We start from the raw sequence: 19,004 nt of genomic DNA on the forward strand, positions 1-19,004 counted from the left end.
TCACTCCTTCTCGGTTTTTGCTGTGATCATCATCTGGGTGGCGGATTTGCGCAGAAGCGCCTGATCGGAGCCGCAGACGAAGACGGTCACGCCAAGGGCGTGCCATTTGGCGATATGGGCGGGATCGCCGACGAACAGGCCGATTGCGATGCCCGCCTTCTTGCCGGCTGCGATGATCTGGTCGATGGCGGCATCCAGTTCCGGCGAGGGATAACTGACCCCCATCGATTGCGAGAGGTCTGCCGGCCCGATGAACAGTAGATCGACATCCGGCTCGCCGGCGATCTCATCGAGATGATCGAGCGCCGACTTGTCCTCGATCTGCACCATAACGACACTCTCCGCGTCGCATTTGACACGATAGTCGGCGATGCCGATGCCACCGTAATTGCCGGCCCGTGGTGATGGCGAAAGGCCACGTTTCCCACGAGAGAAACGCACTGCATCGCAGACGGCACGGGCACCTTCGGCATTCAGCACGTGCGGCACCATCACTCCGGCAAGTCCGAGGTCGAGCAGCGGAGAGATCCAGTCGACCGAGGCACCCCAGCGACGGGACAGGAGCGGCAGGCCGATCGCCTTGCCGGCAAGTGCCAGCATGTCCACCTGGGCGATGCCGATCGGCGCATGTTCCTGGTCGATCACCGCAAAATCCAGTTTCGCATGACCAAGGATTTCTATCACATGCGGGGAAGGCGTCTTGATGAATGACCCGACAAGCAGCTCACCTGCGTGGATCCGTGTTCGCAAATTCGAAGTCATTTTTTCCTCCTTGAAGTCTACGCGCGATTGGCCAGGCAATTCTCGATAACAAGAGCGATCCCCTGCCCACCGCCGATGCACATGGTGACGAGACCGTAGCGGCCGCCGATGCGCTCCAGTTCATAAAGAGCCTTGACCGTCAGGATGACGCCGGTCGCGCCCAGCGGATGCCCGAGCGCGATTGCACCGCCATTCGGATTGACCTTTTCGAGAGGCAGACCGAGCAGCCGGTTCACGGCAATCGCCTGCGCGGCGAATGCCTCGTTTGATTCGATCACGTCGATCTGCGCGAGATCGAGGCCCGCGCGCTGCAGCGCCAGCGGAACGGCATGAGCCGGGCCGATACCCATGATTTCCGGCGGAACGCCGGCAACGGCCCACGAGAGCAATTTTCCACGCGGACGAAGATTTCGGGCAGCAACTTCTGCGCCGCTTGCCAGCACGACGGCTGCAGCACCATCATTGATGCCGCTCGCATTACCGGCAGTCACCGTACCGTCCTTGCGAAAGGTCGGTCGCAGAGATGAAAGGCCTTCGAGCGTCGTATCCGCGCGGGGATGCTCGTCTTGCGTGACGATCTGCTCCCCTTTCCGGGTCTTGACCGTGACCGGAACGATCTGAGACGCGAACCGCTGCCCGGCGATCGCGCGCACTGCCTTCTGCTGGCTGTCGAGTGCGAAGACATCCTGCTCGCTGCGGCCGATATCGTATTTGGCAGCAATGTTTTCCGCCGTGATGCCCATTCCCCCACAGCCAAACGGATCGGTAAGCGATCCGAGCAACCAATCGGTCAGCCCGGCATCCCCCATCTTCTGGCCCTTGCGCAGGCTGTCGATCGAATAGGGGGCACGGCTCATGACTTCGGAGCCTACGGCGAGCGAGAGCCTGCTTTCGCCGGCCCGGATCATCGAAGCTGCCGTTGCGATTGCCTGGGCGCCGGAGCCGCAGAGCCGGTTAAGCGTGAGGCCCGGTGCAGAGGCAGGCAAGCCGCTTTCCATGCCGATCACGCGCCCGAGGTAAAGATCGCGAGGCGAGTTCGGAATGACATTGCCGGCGACGGCATTGTCGAGATCGGCAGCGGCAACACCCGAGCGTTCAATCGCTGATTTTGCGGCAATCACGCCGAGTTCCGCCGGTGTAAAGGTGCTCAATGCCCCCCCGAACGTACCGATCGCGGTACGGGCCCCATCGAGAATGAATATGTCCTGTTCCCTTTTTAACTCCAATCAGAGGTGACGAGGCAGGCTCGTTCCAAATGTATCCTTGCCGACGTCATCGGCCTCTCGCCCATGCTCCGTCCTCAACCAGAGACAGCGGGTCGGCGGGATAAAGCGATTTGTCCGTGGGAAGCCTGGCGATCTCGAGCACCTGTTTCGCCCAGAGCGACAGATGGGTCTGGCGATCCTCCTCGCTCATGCGTGGTGCGCCGTAGCAAACGAAGGATGGCGCGACTTCGAAGCCCATATATTCCAGCGCACCGCGCTTAATCGGGCGCAGGAGTTGTTCAATCGGTCCATAAACGCCATCGTCGCTGAAACGGGCGGGTGTTCCGCCTGTGGTCACCGACAGGATCGCATGCCTGCCGCGAAAGAGGCCGGTGTCAAATCGATAACCGTCCACATAGGCGAAGCCATAGGCCAGAACCCGGTCGAGCCAGCCCTTTAGGATGGCGGGCGGCCCTCCCCACCAGAGCGGGAATTGAAAGATGACGACATCGGCGGCAGCAAGCTTGGCCTGTTCGCGTGCTATGTCGGGCGCGAAGGATTTGGTGCGAACCGCATTGGTCTGTTCGTTCTGATAGTGCAGGTGATCGGCATCCGCACGGGCGGTGAAATCGCCAGGTCCGGAGGAGGCGCCGAAATTTTCGGCATAAAGATCCGAAACCACGACATCATGTCCGGCGGAACGCAGCGCAGCGGCGGCGCTTTCGGTCAACGCATGATTGAAGGACCGTTGTTCAGGGTGAGCGGTAACGATCAGGATGTTTCGATTCTGAATTGTCATGGTGGTCACGCATTTCAGCTGAGATGTTGAGATTCCGGGTGTCGCGCACTACCGACCCCCAACGGCCTGAGGCCGTTGGGAATTTCAGATTGCGTTTGACGGTATTGTTAAGGGTTGGCTTCGTTTGGCTGTCCGCTCGGCGCGACGGGCGTCGCATCGACTTTTCCATCCGTCGTGGTCAGATCCCGGCCGTTGGTCTCCGGCAGGATTGCGACGGCTAGCAACACGAAGACGTAAGCGGACATTGCCGTCACACCCATTGCGCTGTGCAAGGGCAGCAGTTCAGCGGATGCCAGCATGCCGACGATGGCCGGGTAGAAGGCACCCACGGCTCTGCCGAAATTGTAGCTGAAAGCCTGCCCGTTCGCACGGATGAGACTGGGGAACAACTCGGTGAAATAAGGGCCAAGCGCACTGTAGATACCGAGCAGCGAGAAGCCGAACAGGAAGATGAGCAGCAGCGACACCGCACCCATTTCCGGCACGAACAGGAACACCGGAATGATGATCCAGTTCAGGATGGTGAAGACGAAGAAGCTGAGCCGGCGGCCGATGGAATCGCAGAGATAAGCAGCGACGATATAGCCGACGAACGATCCGAAGGTCAGTACGAAGACATAGTAACCGACTTCGACCGAGGTGAGGTGATAGTTGCTCTTGAGGAACGACGGCAGCCACATGACGATCGAGAATGCGCCGCCCTGTACCCCCAGAGCAAGCAGCGAGCACAGGATCGTCGTCTTCAGGTAACGTGGTGCGAAGATGACCAGCGGATTGACACGTTCGCCACGGGCGTGCTGTTCCTTCTTGGCTTTGAGGAAGACTTCCGGTTCCTCCACGCCGCGCAGTGCCCAGAAAACCCAGACGGCAGGAAGTGCGCCGATCCAGAACATCCAGCGCCAGGCCTCGGACGGTTCGATCGTGGCGAAGAGCACCGAAGACAGGATGGCCGCAAATCCGTATCCGAGTGCATAGGCGCTCTGAACGCTACCGACGGCCTTGCCGCGATAGGCAGGGCGAATGACTTCACCCATGAGAACTGCGCCTGCGGCCCATTCGCCACCGAAGCCGAGGCCGGAGAGAATGCGGGCAATCAGAAGGTGCTCATAGGAATCGGCAAAGCCGCTTGCGATGGTAAATACGGTGAACCATGCGATGGCGATCTTCATGACCTTCACGCGACCGATGCGATCACAAAGAATGCCGGCGACCCAACCACCGACTGAAGAGGAGATCAAAGCGGATGTGCCGAGCCAGCCGGCTTCGGCATTGGTAATCGACCAGAACGCAACAAGTGTCGGAATAAGAAAGCTGAAGAGCTGTGTGTCGAGCGCATCGGTCGCCCACCCGGCAAAGCAAGCATAGAACGTCTTTCGTTCTTTGCTGTTAAGCTCATGATACCATTGTAACATTTTTTCCTCCAGAAAAGCTGCTTCGGATTCCCGGTCCGAAGCAGACAGCGCTAATAATTTTGAAATACGCTTTCAGGCCAACCTTTTGGCTTGATAGCAAGTATCAAATGGTCAGCCGGTGAGGCCGAGGACATTCGCCGCATTGGTCGCCACCATTTCGTGGATCTGGCTGTCGGAGTAGCCAAGCTTGATGCAGGCGAGAACGCCATTTCGGAAACCTTCAATCGGTGTGAATGTGCCGACTTGTCCGAGATCAGAACACAAGATTGTCCGATCTACGCCAACGATATCGATATGAGCCTTAAGCTCTTCTTCCTTGCGCGTCTGGAACTTCGAACCGTTCAGGAAGAAGGCGAGCGAATGCTCTACATAGGCCCCCATTCCGGCGAGTTCGCGGGCGTCTTCCAGGGACGCACCGACGATGTCTTCCGGATGAGTGAATATGAGGTGTTCTACGCCCCGCTTTATAGCCTCCGCGAATATCACCTTTGTCTCTGAGACGTGGATGTGGCCGCTGGCTAAGGCCATGCCAGTTGCTGCAACGACATCGAGAACATCAAGCACTGGTTCGAGAAGCTTGCCGTCGCTGTCGAAAAGCGGAACCGCGGTCGCTGGGCGGATTTTCTGCGTCGATGCAGGATGAACCCAGCCCGATGATTTTTCCCATTTAAGATGGTTTTCGGCGGCAAGTGTCGGCAACCAGACAATTTTCCCGCCCATGGCAGCGGTGTGCTCGACCGCATAAGGATTGAAGCCACCCACCACGTTATTCAGTACGATGCCTGAATAAACCTTTGTCGAAAGTTCGGGGTGATGCTTGCGGATCATCTCCGTTGGCACGACGCCGGAGTAGTCGTGATCCTTGGTGACGGCCGCAATGAAGCCCGCATCCGAGAGTTGTCTGGCCAGTTCCAGATGATCGACAGCCCGAGCTGCGATCGATGGGCCGCTGTGAACATGCGGGTCGACGCCCCCGCGCAATATCTCATCGACACGGGCGTCAAGTTCCGAGGTCCTTGAGGCAATTTCAGCCATTTATATTCCTCCATTCTCCTCTGGCGGCATCTTCACGTCACCAGCTCGATTTCCGTTATTCCAAGACGGACCTCCAGAAGAGGGATGCCATTCCATCAATCACGGCACCGCATTCTTTTGTTCCGCTGAAAGAAACGGTGTTCTGATTTATTTGCTTTCCGCGATCATTCGTCAAGCGGTTGATTGGGGACGGCTTGCGCGTCAAACGGATGCGGCGGTCAATATTTCTGGGATTTAAACGCCGATAGAAGGCTTGCTGTTTCGCAAGCGGAAAGCCAAATACCTTGATTTCTCAGAACTTTGTTCTTACCAGTTTATGTTCGCGAATGAGCGGTTACGCCCGTGGACGAAATTGCGCACGAGTGTTTTGCGGCGTCTTGGGAGGGAATGAATTTTCTGAAAGACGCTCCAGCAGAGCGTTCCGGAATGGAAAAATGGCAGGCTGCTATTGTTTCAGACTCGACCAGAAATCTCGGATGCCTGGATTTAGCATGCTTCGGAAGCACAAAGCGGCTCCGATTATTTTATGGACGTTTGGATGAGTTTTAAAGGTGTAACGGCAGATGACTGATACTGAAGACAAAAATTCAGATGGCCTCCAGTCCGTCATCCTTACGATGAATATTATCGAGCAGGTCGTCCGCACTCCCAAGGGTGTAGGTGTGACCAGCCTCGCCAATACGCTAGGGACAAGCAAAAGCCGTATCCACCGCCATCTCCAGACGCTTGTTCAGCAGGGATATGTATTTCAGCAGGATGATTCCGAACGATATGAATTAGGCTCCAAGCTGCTATCTCTCGGCCAATCCGTTTTCGACAATATGGGTCTTATTCGTGCCTCCAACGATCCGCTTCTCGATCTTCGGGATGCGCTGGGCCACTCTGCTGTCGCATCCCAACTGACGCCGGAAGGCATGCTTGTCATTGCGACCGTTCCTGGGCGGGCTTCGATTGAAATCGGGGTTCGGGTCGGATCGATCCTGTCATTTCACGGGTCTGCTCAGGGCAAAGTCGCAACTGCCTTTTCCTCGCAGGCTTTTCAGGCGCGTGTATTACGAAACCGGCTTGAGCTTTTCACCCCTGAGACAATCGTTTCGCCGACCGTGCTGGCGCAAGAATACGAAATCATCCGGCGGCAGGGCTGGGCTGTCGCGCCCAATCAGGCCGCTCTCGGTTTGAACACGCTCGCCAGCCCGATATTCAACGCAGCAGGCATGGTCTGTGGCGCTGTGGGCATCGTCGACATGATCCAGTTCCTCGGCGAGGTTCCATCAGAAGAACATATCGAAAAGACGAAGAGCACCGCCGTGCGAATTTCGCGGCTTCTGGGGTATTCGGGGTAACAGACTGCCTGGCCCGGCATAACCGATGTGAAGCCGGGTGGTCATGATTTCGCGAACACCCACGGGTGAACAATTCAAGGCGGTCCAAGCCCGGTGCTTTCTCAAGGATGGCGTGCCCGCTCACAACAAGCGAGCGATGCTGTTTCGCCGGTACGGATCATATCTCCGCCAAAATTTAAGCATGAGACGACCTGTCGGCGCATAGCGTTCAAATTCCGGCAAACCGTAAGAGAGAGCTGTATCTCCCCGCAGCCAAATCCGCTGAGCTATTTAAGAGCAACGCAGGTCGATCAAGCCACGATGAGCGGAAATTGCTTTTCGCATTGCGGGAATGGTGTCGTTTCCCTCGCGAAACAGGTTGATGACGATCGCCGCTGCCAACTCTGCCTCAGGACTTTGTTTTTCAACTTTTGCTTGATCAACCCATTCGCTGAAAGCAGCCTCAACAATGGCAAGTTCGGTCGGGCCGAACGTCTTTTCTAGAAATGTTGTCATGCTATGCATCTTGTCCTGATCGCCGGGGATGTGGGTCGGGGAGGTGGGTTCGTCAAGATCGTTCACGAACCTCTTTTCCCGTCTACCTCCAGGTTACCGCCAGCCTATCCATAGCTGAGCAAGGTTGTTGCATTGTCGCCTCAAGCTCGGAAGGCTAAACGCGTCGCCGTTCACGTCGTGCGAGAGCTCAGATGAACGGATGTGCCAGGCGTACTAATCGCTCATCCGGCCAGCAGCAAAAATAACCGAGACGAGACCAGCTGCCAGGCTGACAGCGACAAGGCAGCTGGGTATTCCGGTGTCGAAATTGCGCAAGACCAAGCTTGCAACGATGAGGGCTGCACCAACCGTCAATGTCCGGTTGCCGGTTACTTTCAGAATGTCTTTCATGGATCTCTCTGGGAAAACGAGTTTGTCGAGCGCGGGCGTGACGCCGACGACCAAGTTTGGCACTTGGTCTGTCGTCGTCAGGCAGCAATCGGCCTTGAGGATCTGAGATGGTCGCTGATCGCGGCCCTCAGTTCGCCAAGCGTTGCAAAACGCTGATCATCGAGATCGATGACATGAAACTTCACAGCTATAAAACGCAGCTTCCCGCTATCCGGAATAGCTATACCGACCGGCAACCCACCATGCTCAACGACTTGCTTCTGCATGTCCTTCACTCCAATCTCGCAATCTTTCCTCAATGTTCTCGGCCGTAATGGGCGCAATACACATCTGCATTCGCGAGTGAAGGTGGCATCGGGAAACGGACGAACCCACAAACTGGCTGGTTTTGGCTTGGCCTGCAGTGATGAAGTTTTTCATGTCCGACTTCCATTCGTTCTGTATTCGATTTCTGTAAATTACCGGATCATGTTGCGCGCAACGAGGCAAATTAATCTATCTTTCTGGTAGATTTTGGATGAGCTTTCGCCGACGCAACGTGACCGCCCGCCTATCTTCTACAAGCGTTAGAAACGTAATGAGGCGGTTATGATCCAGACGCTTGTCATTCCGGGTTTGAATGGCTCTTCCGATGAGCATTGGCAGCGACACTGGGTACGCGAGCAAGTATCCGCGTCGGTCGTGGAACAAGAGAACTGGACCTGTCCGGTTCTTGCGCATTGGCAGGCGAAGCTCGATGAGGCGCTGTCGAACACCGATGGCGCCTTTCTCGTTGCACACAGTCTCGGTTGCCTCCTTGCAGCAAGCTATGCCAGCCGCCGTGGGGCAGGCCTTATCCGTGGCGCGCTACTGGTCGCTCCTTGTTCGCTGGAAACAACCATGCAGATGCATCCCTGTATGATTGAATTTGGTGCCGAACCGCTCGAGCATCTTCCCTTTCCAAGTCTCGTTGTCGGTAGCCTCAACGATCCCTACATGAGCGTCCCGCAGTTGGAACGTCATGTGAAAGCCTGGGGAAGCGATCTGGTGACGATCGGGTTTTCCGGCCACATCAATGTTGCAAGCGGTTTTGGGCGCTGGCCTGAAGGATATGAATTCTTTGAGCGGCTGGTGCGGCGTTCTCTATTGACGGAGCAGTGGGCATCCCCCACCGCGTCGCCATCTGGACAGCTCGTCGAGGCTTTAGGCCGAAGCTATAGATAATCGGCATGCCTGCTTTCAGCATCCGGCGATCGCCTGTTCAGAATTGGCCGTTCGGCCTGGGAAGCCTGCCATTGAGGTGAAAGTCGCCGATGGCGTGATATTTCCAGCGTACCGGATCATGAACCGTGTGGGTTCGTGCATTTCGCCAGTGGCGATCGAGATTGAAATCCTCGCCTGTCGCGGACGTTCCTGCAAGCTCGAAAAGCGCGTTGGCGGCCTCGAGCGCGGCTTCGGTCGTCAGGATTTTGGCAGTTGCCACGGCCAGAGAGGCATCCGAGGCTGCGGATGCAGACGGAGATACCTGGGCTACGTCCACTTTTCGGCCAGCGCGCTCGATCATTGCTGCCGCCGCTTCGATCTTGACGGCGATCGATCCCGTTTTTGCGATCGCCAGAGGGTCGGTGCTCGTGCTTTCGATGTCGAGATTTCGATTGCCCCGTGATCTGGTCTGGACGAAATCGATCATGTCGGCAAAGGCCGCACGGGCAATGCCGAGATCGACGGCTGCGTGCAGCAACTGGCCAAGCGATCCCAGCGTTGCCGGTTGTTCGAGAGCCCTGTCGTGAGCGATAACGGAATCTGCCGATACATACATGTTGTCGATGATCACGGAGCCACTTGCCGTCGTCCTTTGGCCGAAGCCTGCCCAATCATCGATGATAGTCAGCCCCTCGGTGTCGCGAGGGACTATCGCCATGACAAGATGCTCACGATCGTCCTGCGCGAAGACGGCAATCCAGTCGGCAAACAAGGCGCCGGTGGAGTAATATTTCTGGCCGGAAATACGATAACCGATCCCATCCGGCACGAGGCGGGTGGTTATCAGTCCTGCCGCCTCGGTATTTCTTTCGGCAAGGGCGTTGGCAAAGTGATCGCCTGCCAATGCCCTGATGAAGAAATACCGCTTCTGCTCTTCTGTACCGGCAAGGCGGAGTATCTCAAGGATTTGGAAATGGCTCTGGGGGATCTGCCCGATGGAACTGTCCGCCTCGGACAGGATCGCCAGCACTTCGGCCAGAAACGGGTTCGAGATATCGGCTCCGCCATATTCAGCCGGAACCGTGATGCCCAGAATGCCGGATTGAGCGACACGCTCCAGTTCGTGATGGGGTAGGATACGTTGCCGGTCACGACGGCTGGCGCCGCTGCGAATTTCATTCGCTAGGGCTTTTGCAACCTCAATCGCTTCATCTTCAGTTCTTATATAAGGGGAAACGGCCCTGAGCGTTCCTGCCAAGTTGATGACCTTGCTCATCGCACCCTCCTGCACAAGGGCGATATTCAGCCATGGTCCTCATCGCGATAGAAGGAACAAAGCATTAAATAACGCGACTAGCGGAGCGTTTTTTTCTCTCAGTACTGCACCAGGAAGTTTATCAGTCATGCAAACCTTCTTGCGGTCACTTGTACGAAGCCGCGCTGAGTTTTGCGAACCCCGCTCCGGCGAGGTCACTCCGTCACTCTGTTGCGAAGCCTGCCCTCATCGAACAACAGCTTTACCGTTTTTGCTGCATTCGTGCGCATCTCTATGGCTGCGTGATCGGAGTAAAATGCATTGTGCGGCGTGATGACCAGGCGGCCTGCGAGCCAATCCTCACGGTTGCGCCATGCTTCCAACAGAGGGTGATTTCCCGGCGGTTCACGCAGTAACGTGTCGATTGCTGCCGCTGCGACCTGCCCGCTCCGAAGCGCTGCTTCAAGCGCATCGAGATCTTCGATCAATTCCCCTCGCGCAGTGTTGACGACAATCGTGCCGTGTTTCAACCGGGCGAGGCCTTCAGCGTTCAGAATGCCGCGTGTCTGCGCTGTTGCCGGGCAATGAAGGGTGACGATATCCGACTGGGCGAAAACGTCATCCAGTCGCTCGGCCCGTTGATAACCGATGGCTTTCTCGTGCCCGGGTGGCTGGCCGGGATCGTAACCAAGCATGCGAAATCCGAAAGGCTTCAATCTGTTGATGACTGCCGTTCCGATTCTGCCGACGCCAATGACCCCGACCGTAGCACGGTTCGAGCGGGAAAGCGGCTTCAAACTGTGGATTTGCCAACCGGAACTATATCCTCGGGCGCGTTCGTCATGTTCCCAGAGACGCCGATGCAGGGAAAGGATCATCGCAAGCGCATGATCGGCAACTTCCTCTGTCCCATAGTCGGGATTATTGGCAAAGGGGATGCCAGCAGCGGCAAGGGCCGCAAGATCGATCTTTTCGTAACCGACGCCGTAACGAACTACGCCCTTGCAGCGGGTCAGGTGGTTTATGGTCTTGGGTCCAAGCCGCGCGCCCCATACCATCAGCGCATCAAGCCTGGCCAGACGACCGGGGTCAAACGACGTCTCGTCCGTGCTGGCGAAGAAGTCGATCTCGACGTCATCACCAAGCACTTCCGCTTCGAGATCGGGCCGGCCGATCATGTGATCGGTAATCCCGACCACATATTTTTTGGCTGTCATCCCGTCTGTCCCTATGCCGCTGGCTTATCTTCCGGATCCGAGGCCAGCGAACCCGCGGCCTATTCGGCTGCAATCGCCGCAGAGATCGAACGAGCGCTGATCAGCAAAGACGCTTCGGCAAGCGCCTGGTTCACGCGACCGAGGATGGCCGGTGAGGGAGCACCTTCGACGAAATCACGGCCCGAAGCGTAGATTGCAGTCGGTGTGACAAAGGCTTCGAAGAAGGCAAAGAGCGGTCGCAACTGATGTTCGACCACAAGCGAGTGCCGGTCCCCGCCACCGGTAGCGGTTAGAACGATCGGCTTGCCGCGCAGGTCGGAAGGATCCAGCAGGTCGATCACATGCTTGAAGAGACCGGTGTAACTTCCCTTATAGGTCGGCGAACCGATGACGAGGGCTTCTGCCTCGATAATCGTCCTGATCACCTTGCGGGCGGCTGGATCTAGATCCGTGACCGATCTGGCGGTCGCCAGCGATGGGCCGAGGTCCTCAACATCGAAGACCACGTGCTGAAAACCGGCTTGCGCCGCCAACGCTTCCGTCACATTCTCCACGAAGCGTCGCGTACCTGAAGGGCGCGAGATGTTGCCCGAGAAGCCGACAATAAGATTGTTACTCATTCAAATCCCTTTCAGAAATGCGGTCACAGGCTGTTAGCCGTCAGTGAGGTTTCTCTCGCTTGCTCAGGCGGTCTTGAGGATCGCAACATTGGTCACATCGTCGGACCGGCCGGCATTGCTTCTTTTCCACTTATCGAAAGCGGCGCGTCCAAGGATGGAGACGGTAGTATCCTCCTGCGGCGCGTGGACCAGTACGGATTGGATATCCCGGAAATGACGTTCAAGGCCCAGGTCCGAGCTCAGGCCCGGATTGCCGATGCCGCGTACCGCAATCTCGACAGCGTCCCGGATCTGCCGGCCGGCAAGTAGTCTTGCCCTTATCAGTGCCTCCGCGTCGTCACTATTGTGATCCAGCGTGCCGAATATGATCTGGCGGGCGCCTGAAATGGCCAGATCAATTTCCCCTGAGAGCGTAACAAACCGCTCTGTCCGAGCGATGGGATGGCCGAGGTTGGCCGGTATGCGTTCATGCGCGAACTGGATGAAGACAGCTTGGGCCGCTTCGGCTGCGCCGAGATAGATAGCAGTCAATGCCAGATTGATCGCAGCATGAGCTCGGTTATCCTGTTGGGCGATAGAAGGATCAACCAGGTCCAGCGCGTTTTCTGTCGGAATTTCAACATCCGTGTATGCGACGTCATGGGACCCGGTCGCTCGCATGCCGAGGCTTTTCCAGTTCTCGATGACCTCAATACCCGGAAGGCCGTTTGGCACGACGAAGGTTCCGACGCGCGCCGGCACTTCGTCCGTATGTGCCCAGACGAGAAAATGCGTCAGGCCATGGGCACCCGTCACGAAACGTTTTCGGCCAGAGATCGACCATCCGTTTGCCGTGCGGCGCGCGATCGTTGCAGGCAGGCCGCCGCGTGCGGGCGAACCGAGTTCAGGCTCCACGCGAGCCGCGTTAAGCAGCAAGGGGCGTTGTTTGGCCTCTTCCAGCAGTTGCCTATAGAGGCCATCCGGCCAATGGCTCTTTGTCGCCTGGCCGAGATGGTTAAAGATCGTCATGGCACTGATCAGTGCCACCGAAGGATCGCCACGACCAAGTGCTGCCAGAATATGCGCGGCATCACTCAGCGTTGATCCTTCACCGCCATAACGGCTGGCCACGGTGCTTTCCAGCAAACCCGCCTCATGAACGGCACGGATACCGACCCATGGGAACTGGCCGGTCTGATCCGCATCGGGTGCGGCTTCTGCAAGGATGCGTGCCGTAGCATCTAGGAGAGTTGGATCATAGGACATGCAGCTCTGGGCTTTCCGGATTGCAGGGAATATCTCCCCGAAGAAGCGATTGAGTTCGCTGTTTTACCTGAAGTGGGTGAAGATCCGGCAAGGTGCCGGACCTTCCAGGTTTACGCGGCCGTCTTGCGCTTGGCCTCTTCCCGCTCGCGAATGCCTTCGCGCACGAGTGGAAGCACGTAGCGTCCGTAATCGACGGCATCGTTGTAATTGTCGTAGCCGCGGATCGAGATCAGATCGGCGCCGAGATCGATATAATCGAGGATCGAGTCCGCGATCGTACGTGGTGAACCGACGAGTGCCGTGGTCGCGCCGCTGGCATTGGTCGCGGTGACTGTCGGATACCAGAGGGCGCGGTCATGCACGTCGCCACGCTTGGCGATTTCCAGTAGTCGCTGCGAGCCGACATTGGCCGGCGGCGGAGCGTTTACCGGAGCACGATGAAGACCCTTCTGGCGGTTCTCGTTCAACTGGTCGAGAACCCTGTGCGCCTTTTGCCACGCAAGTTCGTCGGTTTCGGCGACGATGGGACGGAAGGTGACCCAGATGCGCGGGCGATCTGTCCGGCCGGCCTTTGCCGCTTCCGCATAGATCCGTTCGATCTGCTGTTTTGTTTCGGCAAGCGGTTCGCCCCAAAGGCCGAAGATATCGCAGAGGGAGCCGCCGATGCGATAAGCCGCGTCGGACGAACCGCCCAGCGAGATCGGGATCAGCCCGTTGGTCGGGCGCACGGCACTGCGAAACTGCTTGAACTGGTAATATTTCCCGTCGAAATCGAAGGGTTCCTTCGATGTCCAGGCGAGGCGCAGGATGCGGATATACTCTTCCTGCCGCTCGTAGCGCTCTTCCTTGTTGAGGAAGTCACCCTCGCGCGCCTGCTCCTCATCGCTGCCGCCGGCGATGAAGTGGACGACGACGCGACCGCCGCTCAGCTGGTCGAGCGTAGCGAGCGATTTTGCCGCAACGGTCGGGTAGACAGTGTTTGGCCGCAGCGCCACGATGATCTTGATGTGCTTGGTATGTGCCAGCACCGTTGCGCCCAGCGTGAAGGGATCGAATGACGACGAGGAATAGGGGATCAGCGTATAGTTGAAGCCGTAATCATCCAGCGAACGAGAGTAGCGTTCGAGGAACCGTGGATCCACAGGGGCGTCGGGAATGGGGTGCAGATCATTCGACGCATTGGGAAAGCTTACGCTGATAAATTCCGCGGTCATGTGAGCTCCTTAAGTTTGGCAGCCGATGCGCAAAGGTTAAGCAGCGGCAGATGGATGAGGAAGACAGGTCGTTCTTTTTCTATGGAGTATGTAGAAAATATTCTCTGCGGTTGATGATGCTTTAGACGGTGTTACCGCGACCCTGACCGTTCTTAGTGCTGCAGGGCGGGCGACCAGCCGAATGCCGGGGCTACGGTTTGGGCAAGGTCGCTCAATAGCCGGATGTTTTCGGTGAGCCCGAAGGCTGGTGGCAAAAAGAGGACCAGCTCGTCAGCTGCGCTGAGACCTGGATCGTTAAAGATGGATTCGATCACCTGATCGGGTGTTCCCTGGAAAACGGGAGATATGAGTGCTCCGACCGGCTGGCTGGCGGGTGCGAGCGCGCCCTTGGGACGTGATGCGGCAATGCCATTGGTCCGACGATCCAGATCATACGCGGCATATTTTTCGCGAAGCTCGGCGGTTGTGCCAACAAGAACAGAGGCGGCGACGGCTACCGGCGGTGGCTCGGTTGCCCAGAGCTTGCGCCAGGTCGTGCGGTAGGCTTCGATGATCCGAGCCTGATAGTCGCCGAAGGTCTCGCCTTCGGACTGATCGTGCAGCACGGTCCCGGAAATCAGTCCGATACCGAGTTCGGCAGCCTGGATCGCTGAGCCGAGGCTGGCTGAACCCTGCCGGATACGGCTGCGCAGGGTCGGGCTATGTGGGGTGACCCGTAGCTCGGCTCCCAGTGATGCCCCCTGAACCGGCTCGGTGACGGTATGCAGGATTTCGCCGGAAACAGCCGAGAGGAAACGTGCCTGGCGGCGTTTGGCCTCCGTGCGGGCGTCGGTATCGACGGTGCCGAAGACAGCATCGAAAGCCCCATTGGTCCCGGTCGAGATGGCAAGCTCAAGCCGGCCGCCGATCAGAAGGTCCGTCGTACTGGCAGCTTCTGCGAGAAGGATGGGATCCTGATAACGCATCGGGATGACGGCTGATCCGAGCGTGATATGCCGCGTATGCTGGCCGACGGCTGCGAAAAATGGAAGCGGTGAGGACAGGTAATGATCGAAATGACGCTGATAGGCCCAACCCGACTGGTAACCGAGTTGCTCGGCCTGTCTGAACAGCTTCAGTCCGTCGCGCAGTCCTTGAGCTGGTCCGGCATCGTCATTGAATGACACGCGTGTGTTGAAACCGAGCCGCTGCTTGGGACGGAATGAGCCGGGTAGGCTTTTGGCCGGAACGGCGATGGTCATGCGATCTGTTCCTTTCTAAAGACTTCCCGAGGTTTCGGCTGGGTGGTGTTGGCCAGATTGGTAATGCCCGCCGGGATCGATTCCAGGAGGGTCGCCGTGTAGGGATGCTGCGGATTGCCAAAAATATCCGCGACGCTGCCATGTTCGACGATGCTGCCTCGCTGCATGACGGAGACAGTGTGGGCGAGCTGGCGGACAAGCGCGAGGTCATGCGAGACGAAGACATAGGTGAGGCCCAGCTTGGCCTGCAGCGACAGAAGAACCTCGACGATATCCGCCTGGACACTGACATCGAGTGCCGATGTCGGTTCATCGAGAACAATCACATCGGGTTTGAGGACAAGCGCTCTCGCGATTGCCACACGCTGCCTTTGCCCGCCTGAAAGTGCACCCGGCTTGCGGGTAAGCAGGTGTTCAGCCAAGCCGACATTGGCGAGCGCCTCGCGTACCCGTTCTGCACGCTCTTTCGGTGTTCCAACTTTGAAACGGTCCAGAGGTTCGCCCACCAGATGCTCGACGGTCCAGGTCGGATCGAGTGAGGTGAAGGGGTTCTGGTAGACGAGCTGGAGGTGCCGCCATACGGCACGCAATGATGCGTGCGAGCGGCCGGACAGTCTTTCACCAGCAACTGAGATCTCGCCCGCGTCCGGCTCTTCAAGCCCGAGCAACAGCCGGATGGTTGTCGTCTTGCCGGAACCCGACTCTCCGACCAGTGCATGAGTTGTACCGGGAGGGACGGCAAAAGAGATATCGTTGACAGCTGTCAGTGTCCTGCCGTCAACCGTAAAGCTCTTTCTTACCGCGTTGACCTCGATCTTCGGAGCCTCGTCGGCACTGCGCAAACGCAAGCCCGTCTCCCTTAGCCTCGCGTACCGATCCGGATTGAGAGCCGGTACATCGGCATGCAATTTCCGCGCATAGGCCGAGGTCGGGGACGAAAATACCGAGGACGTCTTTCCGGCTTCCTGCACCACACCGTTCTTCAGCACGACGAGACTGTCCGTCCTTTCGGAAGCGATGGCGAGATCGTGGGTGATGAGCAGCAGGCTAATATTCAGATCATGCTGCAACCGGGAGAGAAGATCGAGAATCCGCTTCTGGATGGTTACATCGAGCGCGGATGTCGGCTCGTCGGCAATCAGAAGCGCCGGCCGAGGCAGAACGGCGAGTCCGATCAGCACACGTTGCAGCATGCCACCAGAGAGCTGGTGAGGGTAGGAAGAGAAAACCCGTTGAGGATTTTCGAGCCCCACCTGGGCAAAGGTTTCGAGGACGAGAGCTTTGCGGATCGAGGCATTCGGCTCGTCCGTCAGCTCTGCCGCTTCCATCGCCTGTGCGCCGATCGTACGCACCGGGTTGAGTGCATTGCCGGGATCCTGAGGGACAAAGCCGATCTGGCGTCCGCGCAGTGGTCGGAAACGGCGCTCGGGAAGGGCCAGCAGGTTGTCTCCGCCAAACCGAACGGCGCCGGAGGCTGTCGCACCGCTCGGCAACAACCGCAGAATGGCGCGGGCAATCGTCGATTTTCCGGAGCCGGACTCGCCGATCAGGGCGAGGCTTTTGCCACGTCCGAGTTCGAACCCAACATCGTGCACGACATCCTGCCGTCCATAGGACACAGACAGATTGTCCACACTCAGCAGAGGGGTGACGGGTTGCGGCGCCGGAGCGACCGTAATTGCGTGAATGAGAGCGGCGCTCAGTCTGTCTTGCGAAGCCATCGGCTGATCCTGTTCACTGAGAGTACGGTTACGATCGTGATGAAGGCGGGCGCATAAACGAGCCATGGCCATTTGAGGTAATCCTTGCCGATCGAGATCAGCAGGCCCCAGTCTGAGGCAGGCGGCGGGTCGCCGTATCCAAGGAAGGCAAGGCTGGCGATGACCAGAATGGATTCGCCGAACTGCAGCACCGCAAGCGGCAGCACCGAGCGCGAAGCATTCGGCAGGATATGCCGCCAGAGGATGTACCAGCGCGAACCGCCGGACAGGAATGCGGCCTCGACAAATGTCGCCTGTCTGGTCTTGATGACCTCTGCGCGGGTGACGCGTGCAAAGATCGCCACAGCCGATACGCCCGTCGCTATTGCAGCATTGATCGTCTCGAAGCCGATCGCGGTGACGACGATGACGGCGAGCAGGAATTTCGGGATGGAAAGCAGGACATCGACGAGACGAGCCAGAACGACATCGACCCAGCCGCCAAGGAAACCTGCCAGCAGCCCGATCAGTCCGCCTGCCAGAACGCCGATCACCACGGCAACCAATGCGCTCGATACCGAGGAGGCCGTGCCGTAGACAACGCGAGCGTAAAGGTCGCGCCCGAGGTGATCTGTGCCGAACCAGTGCGCGGCACTGGGGCCGAGCAATTTGTCTGCCGGAACACCCACGACCGGACTGTATGTGGTGAATAGCTGCGGCGCGATTGACCAGGCAATGATGGTCGCGGTGATCAAGAAGGAGAGCGCAACAATCGGCGGCATTCGAAGCGCTTCCGCCCAGCCGCTTCGGCTTCCGCGTGAAAGTGTGGAATTCGCGACAAAGGTCATGGCATCACCACTCTGGTGGGGCCGATCGATGTCTCGTCCGCAGTGGTCGGCTGGCGTTTCCGCCCGCCCAGAATTTTCACGCGCGGATCGAGGAGGGGGTAGAGAAGGTCCGCAACGAGATTGACAAGAACGAAGATCACGGCGCCGAGCGAGACAATGGCCTGCAGGACGGGCAGGTCCTGTGTGCTGACCGATCGTTGTACGAGACTGCCGATACCGGTTCGCCCGAATACCGTTTCTGTAATCAGAGAACCGCCGAGAAGTTCACCGATCGTAAGGGCGATGACGGTGACGACGGGGAGCGAAGCCGGCTTCAGCAGGTGGCTTACGAAGAGACGCGCCTGACCGAGGCCGCGGCTGCGGGCGACGGTGGCATATTCCTGCTCCGCCTCCTTATCGAGATTGGCGATGAGGACTTCTGCGATCTGTGCGGAAATCGGGATGCCGAGCGCGATTGCCGCAAACAGGGTTGCCCAGAAACTATCCGGATTGATCACCCGGAACAGCCCGAGCTGGAAACCGAACAGGTGGATCAACACCAGGCCGATGACGAAATTCGGTACAGACAGGAACAGCGAGGGAAACCCGCGAAGCAGGCCCTGCCCGTATCGCTTGGGAACAAAACGGGTGCCATAGGCAACAAGCATGGCCAGGACCAGCGCGACGGCGAGACCCGCCGATGCCAGAATAAGCGTCGAGGGCAGGACCTCGGCAATCAGCGTCGAGACGGGCCGGTTGGACCGCATCGAGATGCCGAGGTCGCCGGTCAGGAAGCCGGACAGCGAATGCCAGAGCTGGACGATGATCGGCTTGTCCAGCCCCTGTGCGGCGATGATCTCGGCGATTTCTTCTTCACTGAAGCCGTTCTGCGGGTTGCGCAGAACGCTGGTGATCGGATCGCCGGGAAGAATGCTGACGACCACGAAGGTGAACACATAGGCCAGCAGGATGACGACGACCGCCTGGCCGAGCCGTTTTGCGGCATAGGTTAGGTAGGCATTGCTCATGCCGGTGCCTCGCATTGGTTGGTTGCTTTATGCG

Annotated in this window: 19 protein-coding genes; 2 read left to right on the forward strand and 17 right to left on the reverse strand. The window is 58.1% G+C overall.

Annotated elements, in window-relative coordinates:
• The 5 genes from JZX87_RS18560 to JZX87_RS18580 form a co-directional block, all read right to left on the reverse strand.
• Positions 1 to 762 carry an HpcH/HpaI aldolase family protein gene (locus JZX87_RS18560; protein WP_206827235.1) on the reverse strand — a complete coding sequence of 254 codons (762 nt, stop codon included), beginning with the start codon at positions 760 to 762 and terminating at the stop codon, positions 1 to 3.
• A 17-nt stretch (positions 763 to 779) separates the two neighbouring features.
• Positions 780 to 1,988, reverse strand: a complete 1,209-nt coding sequence (gene bktB, locus JZX87_RS18565; RefSeq protein ID WP_210349076.1) for a beta-ketothiolase BktB — start codon at positions 1,986 to 1,988, stop codon at positions 780 to 782.
• A gap of 46 nt (positions 1,989 to 2,034) precedes the next feature.
• Positions 2,035 to 2,766 carry an NAD(P)H-dependent oxidoreductase gene (locus JZX87_RS18570; RefSeq protein ID WP_148144581.1) on the reverse strand — a complete coding sequence of 244 codons (732 nt, stop codon included), beginning with the start codon at positions 2,764 to 2,766 and terminating at the stop codon, positions 2,035 to 2,037.
• Positions 2,767 to 2,873: 107 nt separating this feature from the next.
• Entirely contained in the window at positions 2,874 to 4,178 is a 1,305-nt protein-coding gene (locus JZX87_RS18575) for an MFS transporter (RefSeq protein WP_206827237.1), read from the reverse strand.
• Between the two features lie 111 nt (positions 4,179 to 4,289).
• The gene (locus tag JZX87_RS18580; protein WP_206827239.1) at positions 4,290 to 5,213 is read right to left on the reverse strand and encodes a DUF6282 family protein; all 924 of its coding nucleotides are present in this window, start codon (positions 5,211 to 5,213) and stop codon (positions 4,290 to 4,292) included.
• A 563-nt stretch (positions 5,214 to 5,776) separates the two neighbouring features.
• On the opposite strand from JZX87_RS18580, the gene JZX87_RS18585 reads away from it, so the two are divergent.
• Positions 5,777 to 6,556, forward strand: coding sequence for an IclR family transcriptional regulator (locus tag JZX87_RS18585; protein WP_148144584.1), 780 nt, complete (start codon positions 5,777 to 5,779; stop codon positions 6,554 to 6,556).
• 270 nt (positions 6,557 to 6,826) lie between these two features.
• Here the strand turns inward: JZX87_RS18585 and JZX87_RS18590 are convergent, their stop codons facing one another.
• The 3 genes from JZX87_RS18590 to JZX87_RS18600 all read right to left on the reverse strand — a co-directional run bounded on the left by JZX87_RS18590 (position 6,827) and on the right by JZX87_RS18600 (position 7,707).
• The gene (locus JZX87_RS18590; RefSeq protein ID WP_148144585.1) at positions 6,827 to 7,117 is read right to left on the reverse strand and encodes a hypothetical protein; all 291 of its coding nucleotides are present in this window, start codon (positions 7,115 to 7,117) and stop codon (positions 6,827 to 6,829) included.
• A 147-nt stretch (positions 7,118 to 7,264) separates the two neighbouring features.
• Positions 7,265 to 7,441: a hypothetical protein gene (locus JZX87_RS18595; protein WP_183825147.1), complete on the reverse strand. Its 177-nt coding sequence runs from the start codon at positions 7,439 to 7,441 to the stop codon at positions 7,265 to 7,267.
• Between the two features lie 77 nt (positions 7,442 to 7,518).
• Positions 7,519 to 7,707, reverse strand: coding sequence for a hypothetical protein (locus tag JZX87_RS18600; protein ID WP_148144586.1), 189 nt, complete (start codon positions 7,705 to 7,707; stop codon positions 7,519 to 7,521).
• Positions 7,708 to 8,029: 322 nt separating this feature from the next.
• On the opposite strand from JZX87_RS18600, the gene JZX87_RS18605 reads away from it, so the two are divergent.
• Positions 8,030 to 8,644, forward strand: a complete 615-nt coding sequence (locus JZX87_RS18605; protein ID WP_183685417.1) for an RBBP9/YdeN family alpha/beta hydrolase — start codon at positions 8,030 to 8,032, stop codon at positions 8,642 to 8,644.
• Between the two features lie 37 nt (positions 8,645 to 8,681).
• Here the strand turns inward: JZX87_RS18605 and JZX87_RS18610 are convergent, their stop codons facing one another.
• The 9 genes from JZX87_RS18610 to JZX87_RS18650 form a co-directional block, all read right to left on the reverse strand.
• Complete coding sequence (locus tag JZX87_RS18610; RefSeq protein ID WP_148144588.1) at positions 8,682 to 9,899, reverse strand: SfnB family sulfur acquisition oxidoreductase; 1,218 nt, start codon at positions 9,897 to 9,899, stop codon at positions 8,682 to 8,684.
• Between the two features lie 194 nt (positions 9,900 to 10,093).
• Complete coding sequence (locus tag JZX87_RS18615) at positions 10,094 to 11,095, reverse strand: C-terminal binding protein (RefSeq protein WP_183685415.1); 1,002 nt, start codon at positions 11,093 to 11,095, stop codon at positions 10,094 to 10,096.
• Positions 11,096 to 11,154: 59 nt separating this feature from the next.
• Positions 11,155 to 11,715 carry an FMN reductase gene (gene msuE, locus JZX87_RS18620; protein ID WP_148144590.1) on the reverse strand — a complete coding sequence of 187 codons (561 nt, stop codon included), beginning with the start codon at positions 11,713 to 11,715 and terminating at the stop codon, positions 11,155 to 11,157.
• Between the two features lie 63 nt (positions 11,716 to 11,778).
• Positions 11,779 to 12,960, reverse strand: coding sequence for an acyl-CoA dehydrogenase family protein (locus JZX87_RS18625; protein ID WP_148144591.1), 1,182 nt, complete (start codon positions 12,958 to 12,960; stop codon positions 11,779 to 11,781).
• Between the two features lie 110 nt (positions 12,961 to 13,070).
• The gene (locus JZX87_RS18630) at positions 13,071 to 14,174 is read right to left on the reverse strand and encodes an LLM class flavin-dependent oxidoreductase (RefSeq protein WP_148144592.1); all 1,104 of its coding nucleotides are present in this window, start codon (positions 14,172 to 14,174) and stop codon (positions 13,071 to 13,073) included.
• A gap of 152 nt (positions 14,175 to 14,326) precedes the next feature.
• Positions 14,327 to 15,415, reverse strand: a complete 1,089-nt coding sequence (locus JZX87_RS18635) for an LLM class flavin-dependent oxidoreductase (protein ID WP_183685413.1) — start codon at positions 15,413 to 15,415, stop codon at positions 14,327 to 14,329.
• A complete protein-coding gene (locus tag JZX87_RS18640; protein ID WP_206827240.1) occupies positions 15,412 to 17,136 on the reverse strand; it encodes a dipeptide ABC transporter ATP-binding protein in 1,725 nt (574 codons plus the stop codon). Before JZX87_RS18640 ends, JZX87_RS18635 begins: the two co-directional genes overlap by 4 nt.
• Complete coding sequence (locus JZX87_RS18645) at positions 17,115 to 17,963, reverse strand: ABC transporter permease (protein WP_148144595.1); 849 nt, start codon at positions 17,961 to 17,963, stop codon at positions 17,115 to 17,117. The genes JZX87_RS18640 and JZX87_RS18645 overlap by 22 nt, the downstream gene beginning before the upstream one ends.
• Positions 17,960 to 18,970 (reverse strand): ABC transporter permease, encoded by a 1,011-nt coding sequence (locus tag JZX87_RS18650; protein WP_206827243.1) that lies wholly within the window; start codon positions 18,968 to 18,970, stop codon positions 17,960 to 17,962. Before JZX87_RS18650 ends, JZX87_RS18645 begins: the two co-directional genes overlap by 4 nt.
• Between the last annotated feature and the right edge of the window lie 34 nt (positions 18,971 to 19,004).

The sequence above is a fragment of the Agrobacterium sp. Ap1 genome (genome assembly GCF_017313375.1).
GTDB classification, from domain to species: Bacteria; Pseudomonadota; Alphaproteobacteria; order Rhizobiales; family Rhizobiaceae; genus Neorhizobium; species Neorhizobium cellulosilyticum.

What these genes read in the sequence shown, in the direction of transcription:
- JZX87_RS18560 (WP_206827235.1), bottom strand. Translation starts at nt 762, where the DNA reads ATGACTTCGAATTTGCGAACACGGATCCACGCAGGTGAGCTGCTTGTC.
- JZX87_RS18570 (WP_148144581.1), bottom strand. Translation starts at nt 2,766, where the DNA reads ATGACAATTCAGAATCGAAACATCCTGATCGTTACCGCTCACCCTGAA.
- JZX87_RS18575 (WP_206827237.1), bottom strand. Translation starts at nt 4,178, where the DNA reads ATGTTACAATGGTATCATGAGCTTAACAGCAAAGAACGAAAGACGTTC.
- JZX87_RS18580 (WP_206827239.1), bottom strand. Translation starts at nt 5,213, where the DNA reads ATGGCTGAAATTGCCTCAAGGACCTCGGAACTTGACGCCCGTGTCGAT.
- JZX87_RS18585 (WP_148144584.1), top strand. Translation starts at nt 5,777, where the DNA reads ATGACTGATACTGAAGACAAAAATTCAGATGGCCTCCAGTCCGTCATC.
- JZX87_RS18595 (WP_183825147.1), bottom strand. Translation starts at nt 7,441, where the DNA reads ATGAAAGACATTCTGAAAGTAACCGGCAACCGGACATTGACGGTTGGT.
- JZX87_RS18600 (WP_148144586.1), bottom strand. Translation starts at nt 7,707, where the DNA reads ATGCAGAAGCAAGTCGTTGAGCATGGTGGGTTGCCGGTCGGTATAGCT.
- JZX87_RS18605 (WP_183685417.1), top strand. Translation starts at nt 8,030, where the DNA reads ATGATCCAGACGCTTGTCATTCCGGGTTTGAATGGCTCTTCCGATGAG.
- JZX87_RS18610 (WP_148144588.1), bottom strand. Translation starts at nt 9,899, where the DNA reads ATGAGCAAGGTCATCAACTTGGCAGGAACGCTCAGGGCCGTTTCCCCT.
- JZX87_RS18615 (WP_183685415.1), bottom strand. Translation starts at nt 11,095, where the DNA reads ATGACAGCCAAAAAATATGTGGTCGGGATTACCGATCACATGATCGGC.
- msuE (WP_148144590.1), bottom strand. Translation starts at nt 11,715, where the DNA reads ATGAGTAACAATCTTATTGTCGGCTTCTCGGGCAACATCTCGCGCCCT.
- JZX87_RS18625 (WP_148144591.1), bottom strand. Translation starts at nt 12,960, where the DNA reads ATGTCCTATGATCCAACTCTCCTAGATGCTACGGCACGCATCCTTGCA.
- JZX87_RS18630 (WP_148144592.1), bottom strand. Translation starts at nt 14,174, where the DNA reads ATGACCGCGGAATTTATCAGCGTAAGCTTTCCCAATGCGTCGAATGAT.
- JZX87_RS18635 (WP_183685413.1), bottom strand. Translation starts at nt 15,415, where the DNA reads ATGACCATCGCCGTTCCGGCCAAAAGCCTACCCGGCTCATTCCGTCCC.
- JZX87_RS18640 (WP_206827240.1), bottom strand. Translation starts at nt 17,136, where the DNA reads ATGGCTTCGCAAGACAGACTGAGCGCCGCTCTCATTCACGCAATTACG.
- JZX87_RS18645 (WP_148144595.1), bottom strand. Translation starts at nt 17,963, where the DNA reads ATGACCTTTGTCGCGAATTCCACACTTTCACGCGGAAGCCGAAGCGGC.
- JZX87_RS18650 (WP_206827243.1), bottom strand. Translation starts at nt 18,970, where the DNA reads ATGAGCAATGCCTACCTAACCTATGCCGCAAAACGGCTCGGCCAGGCG.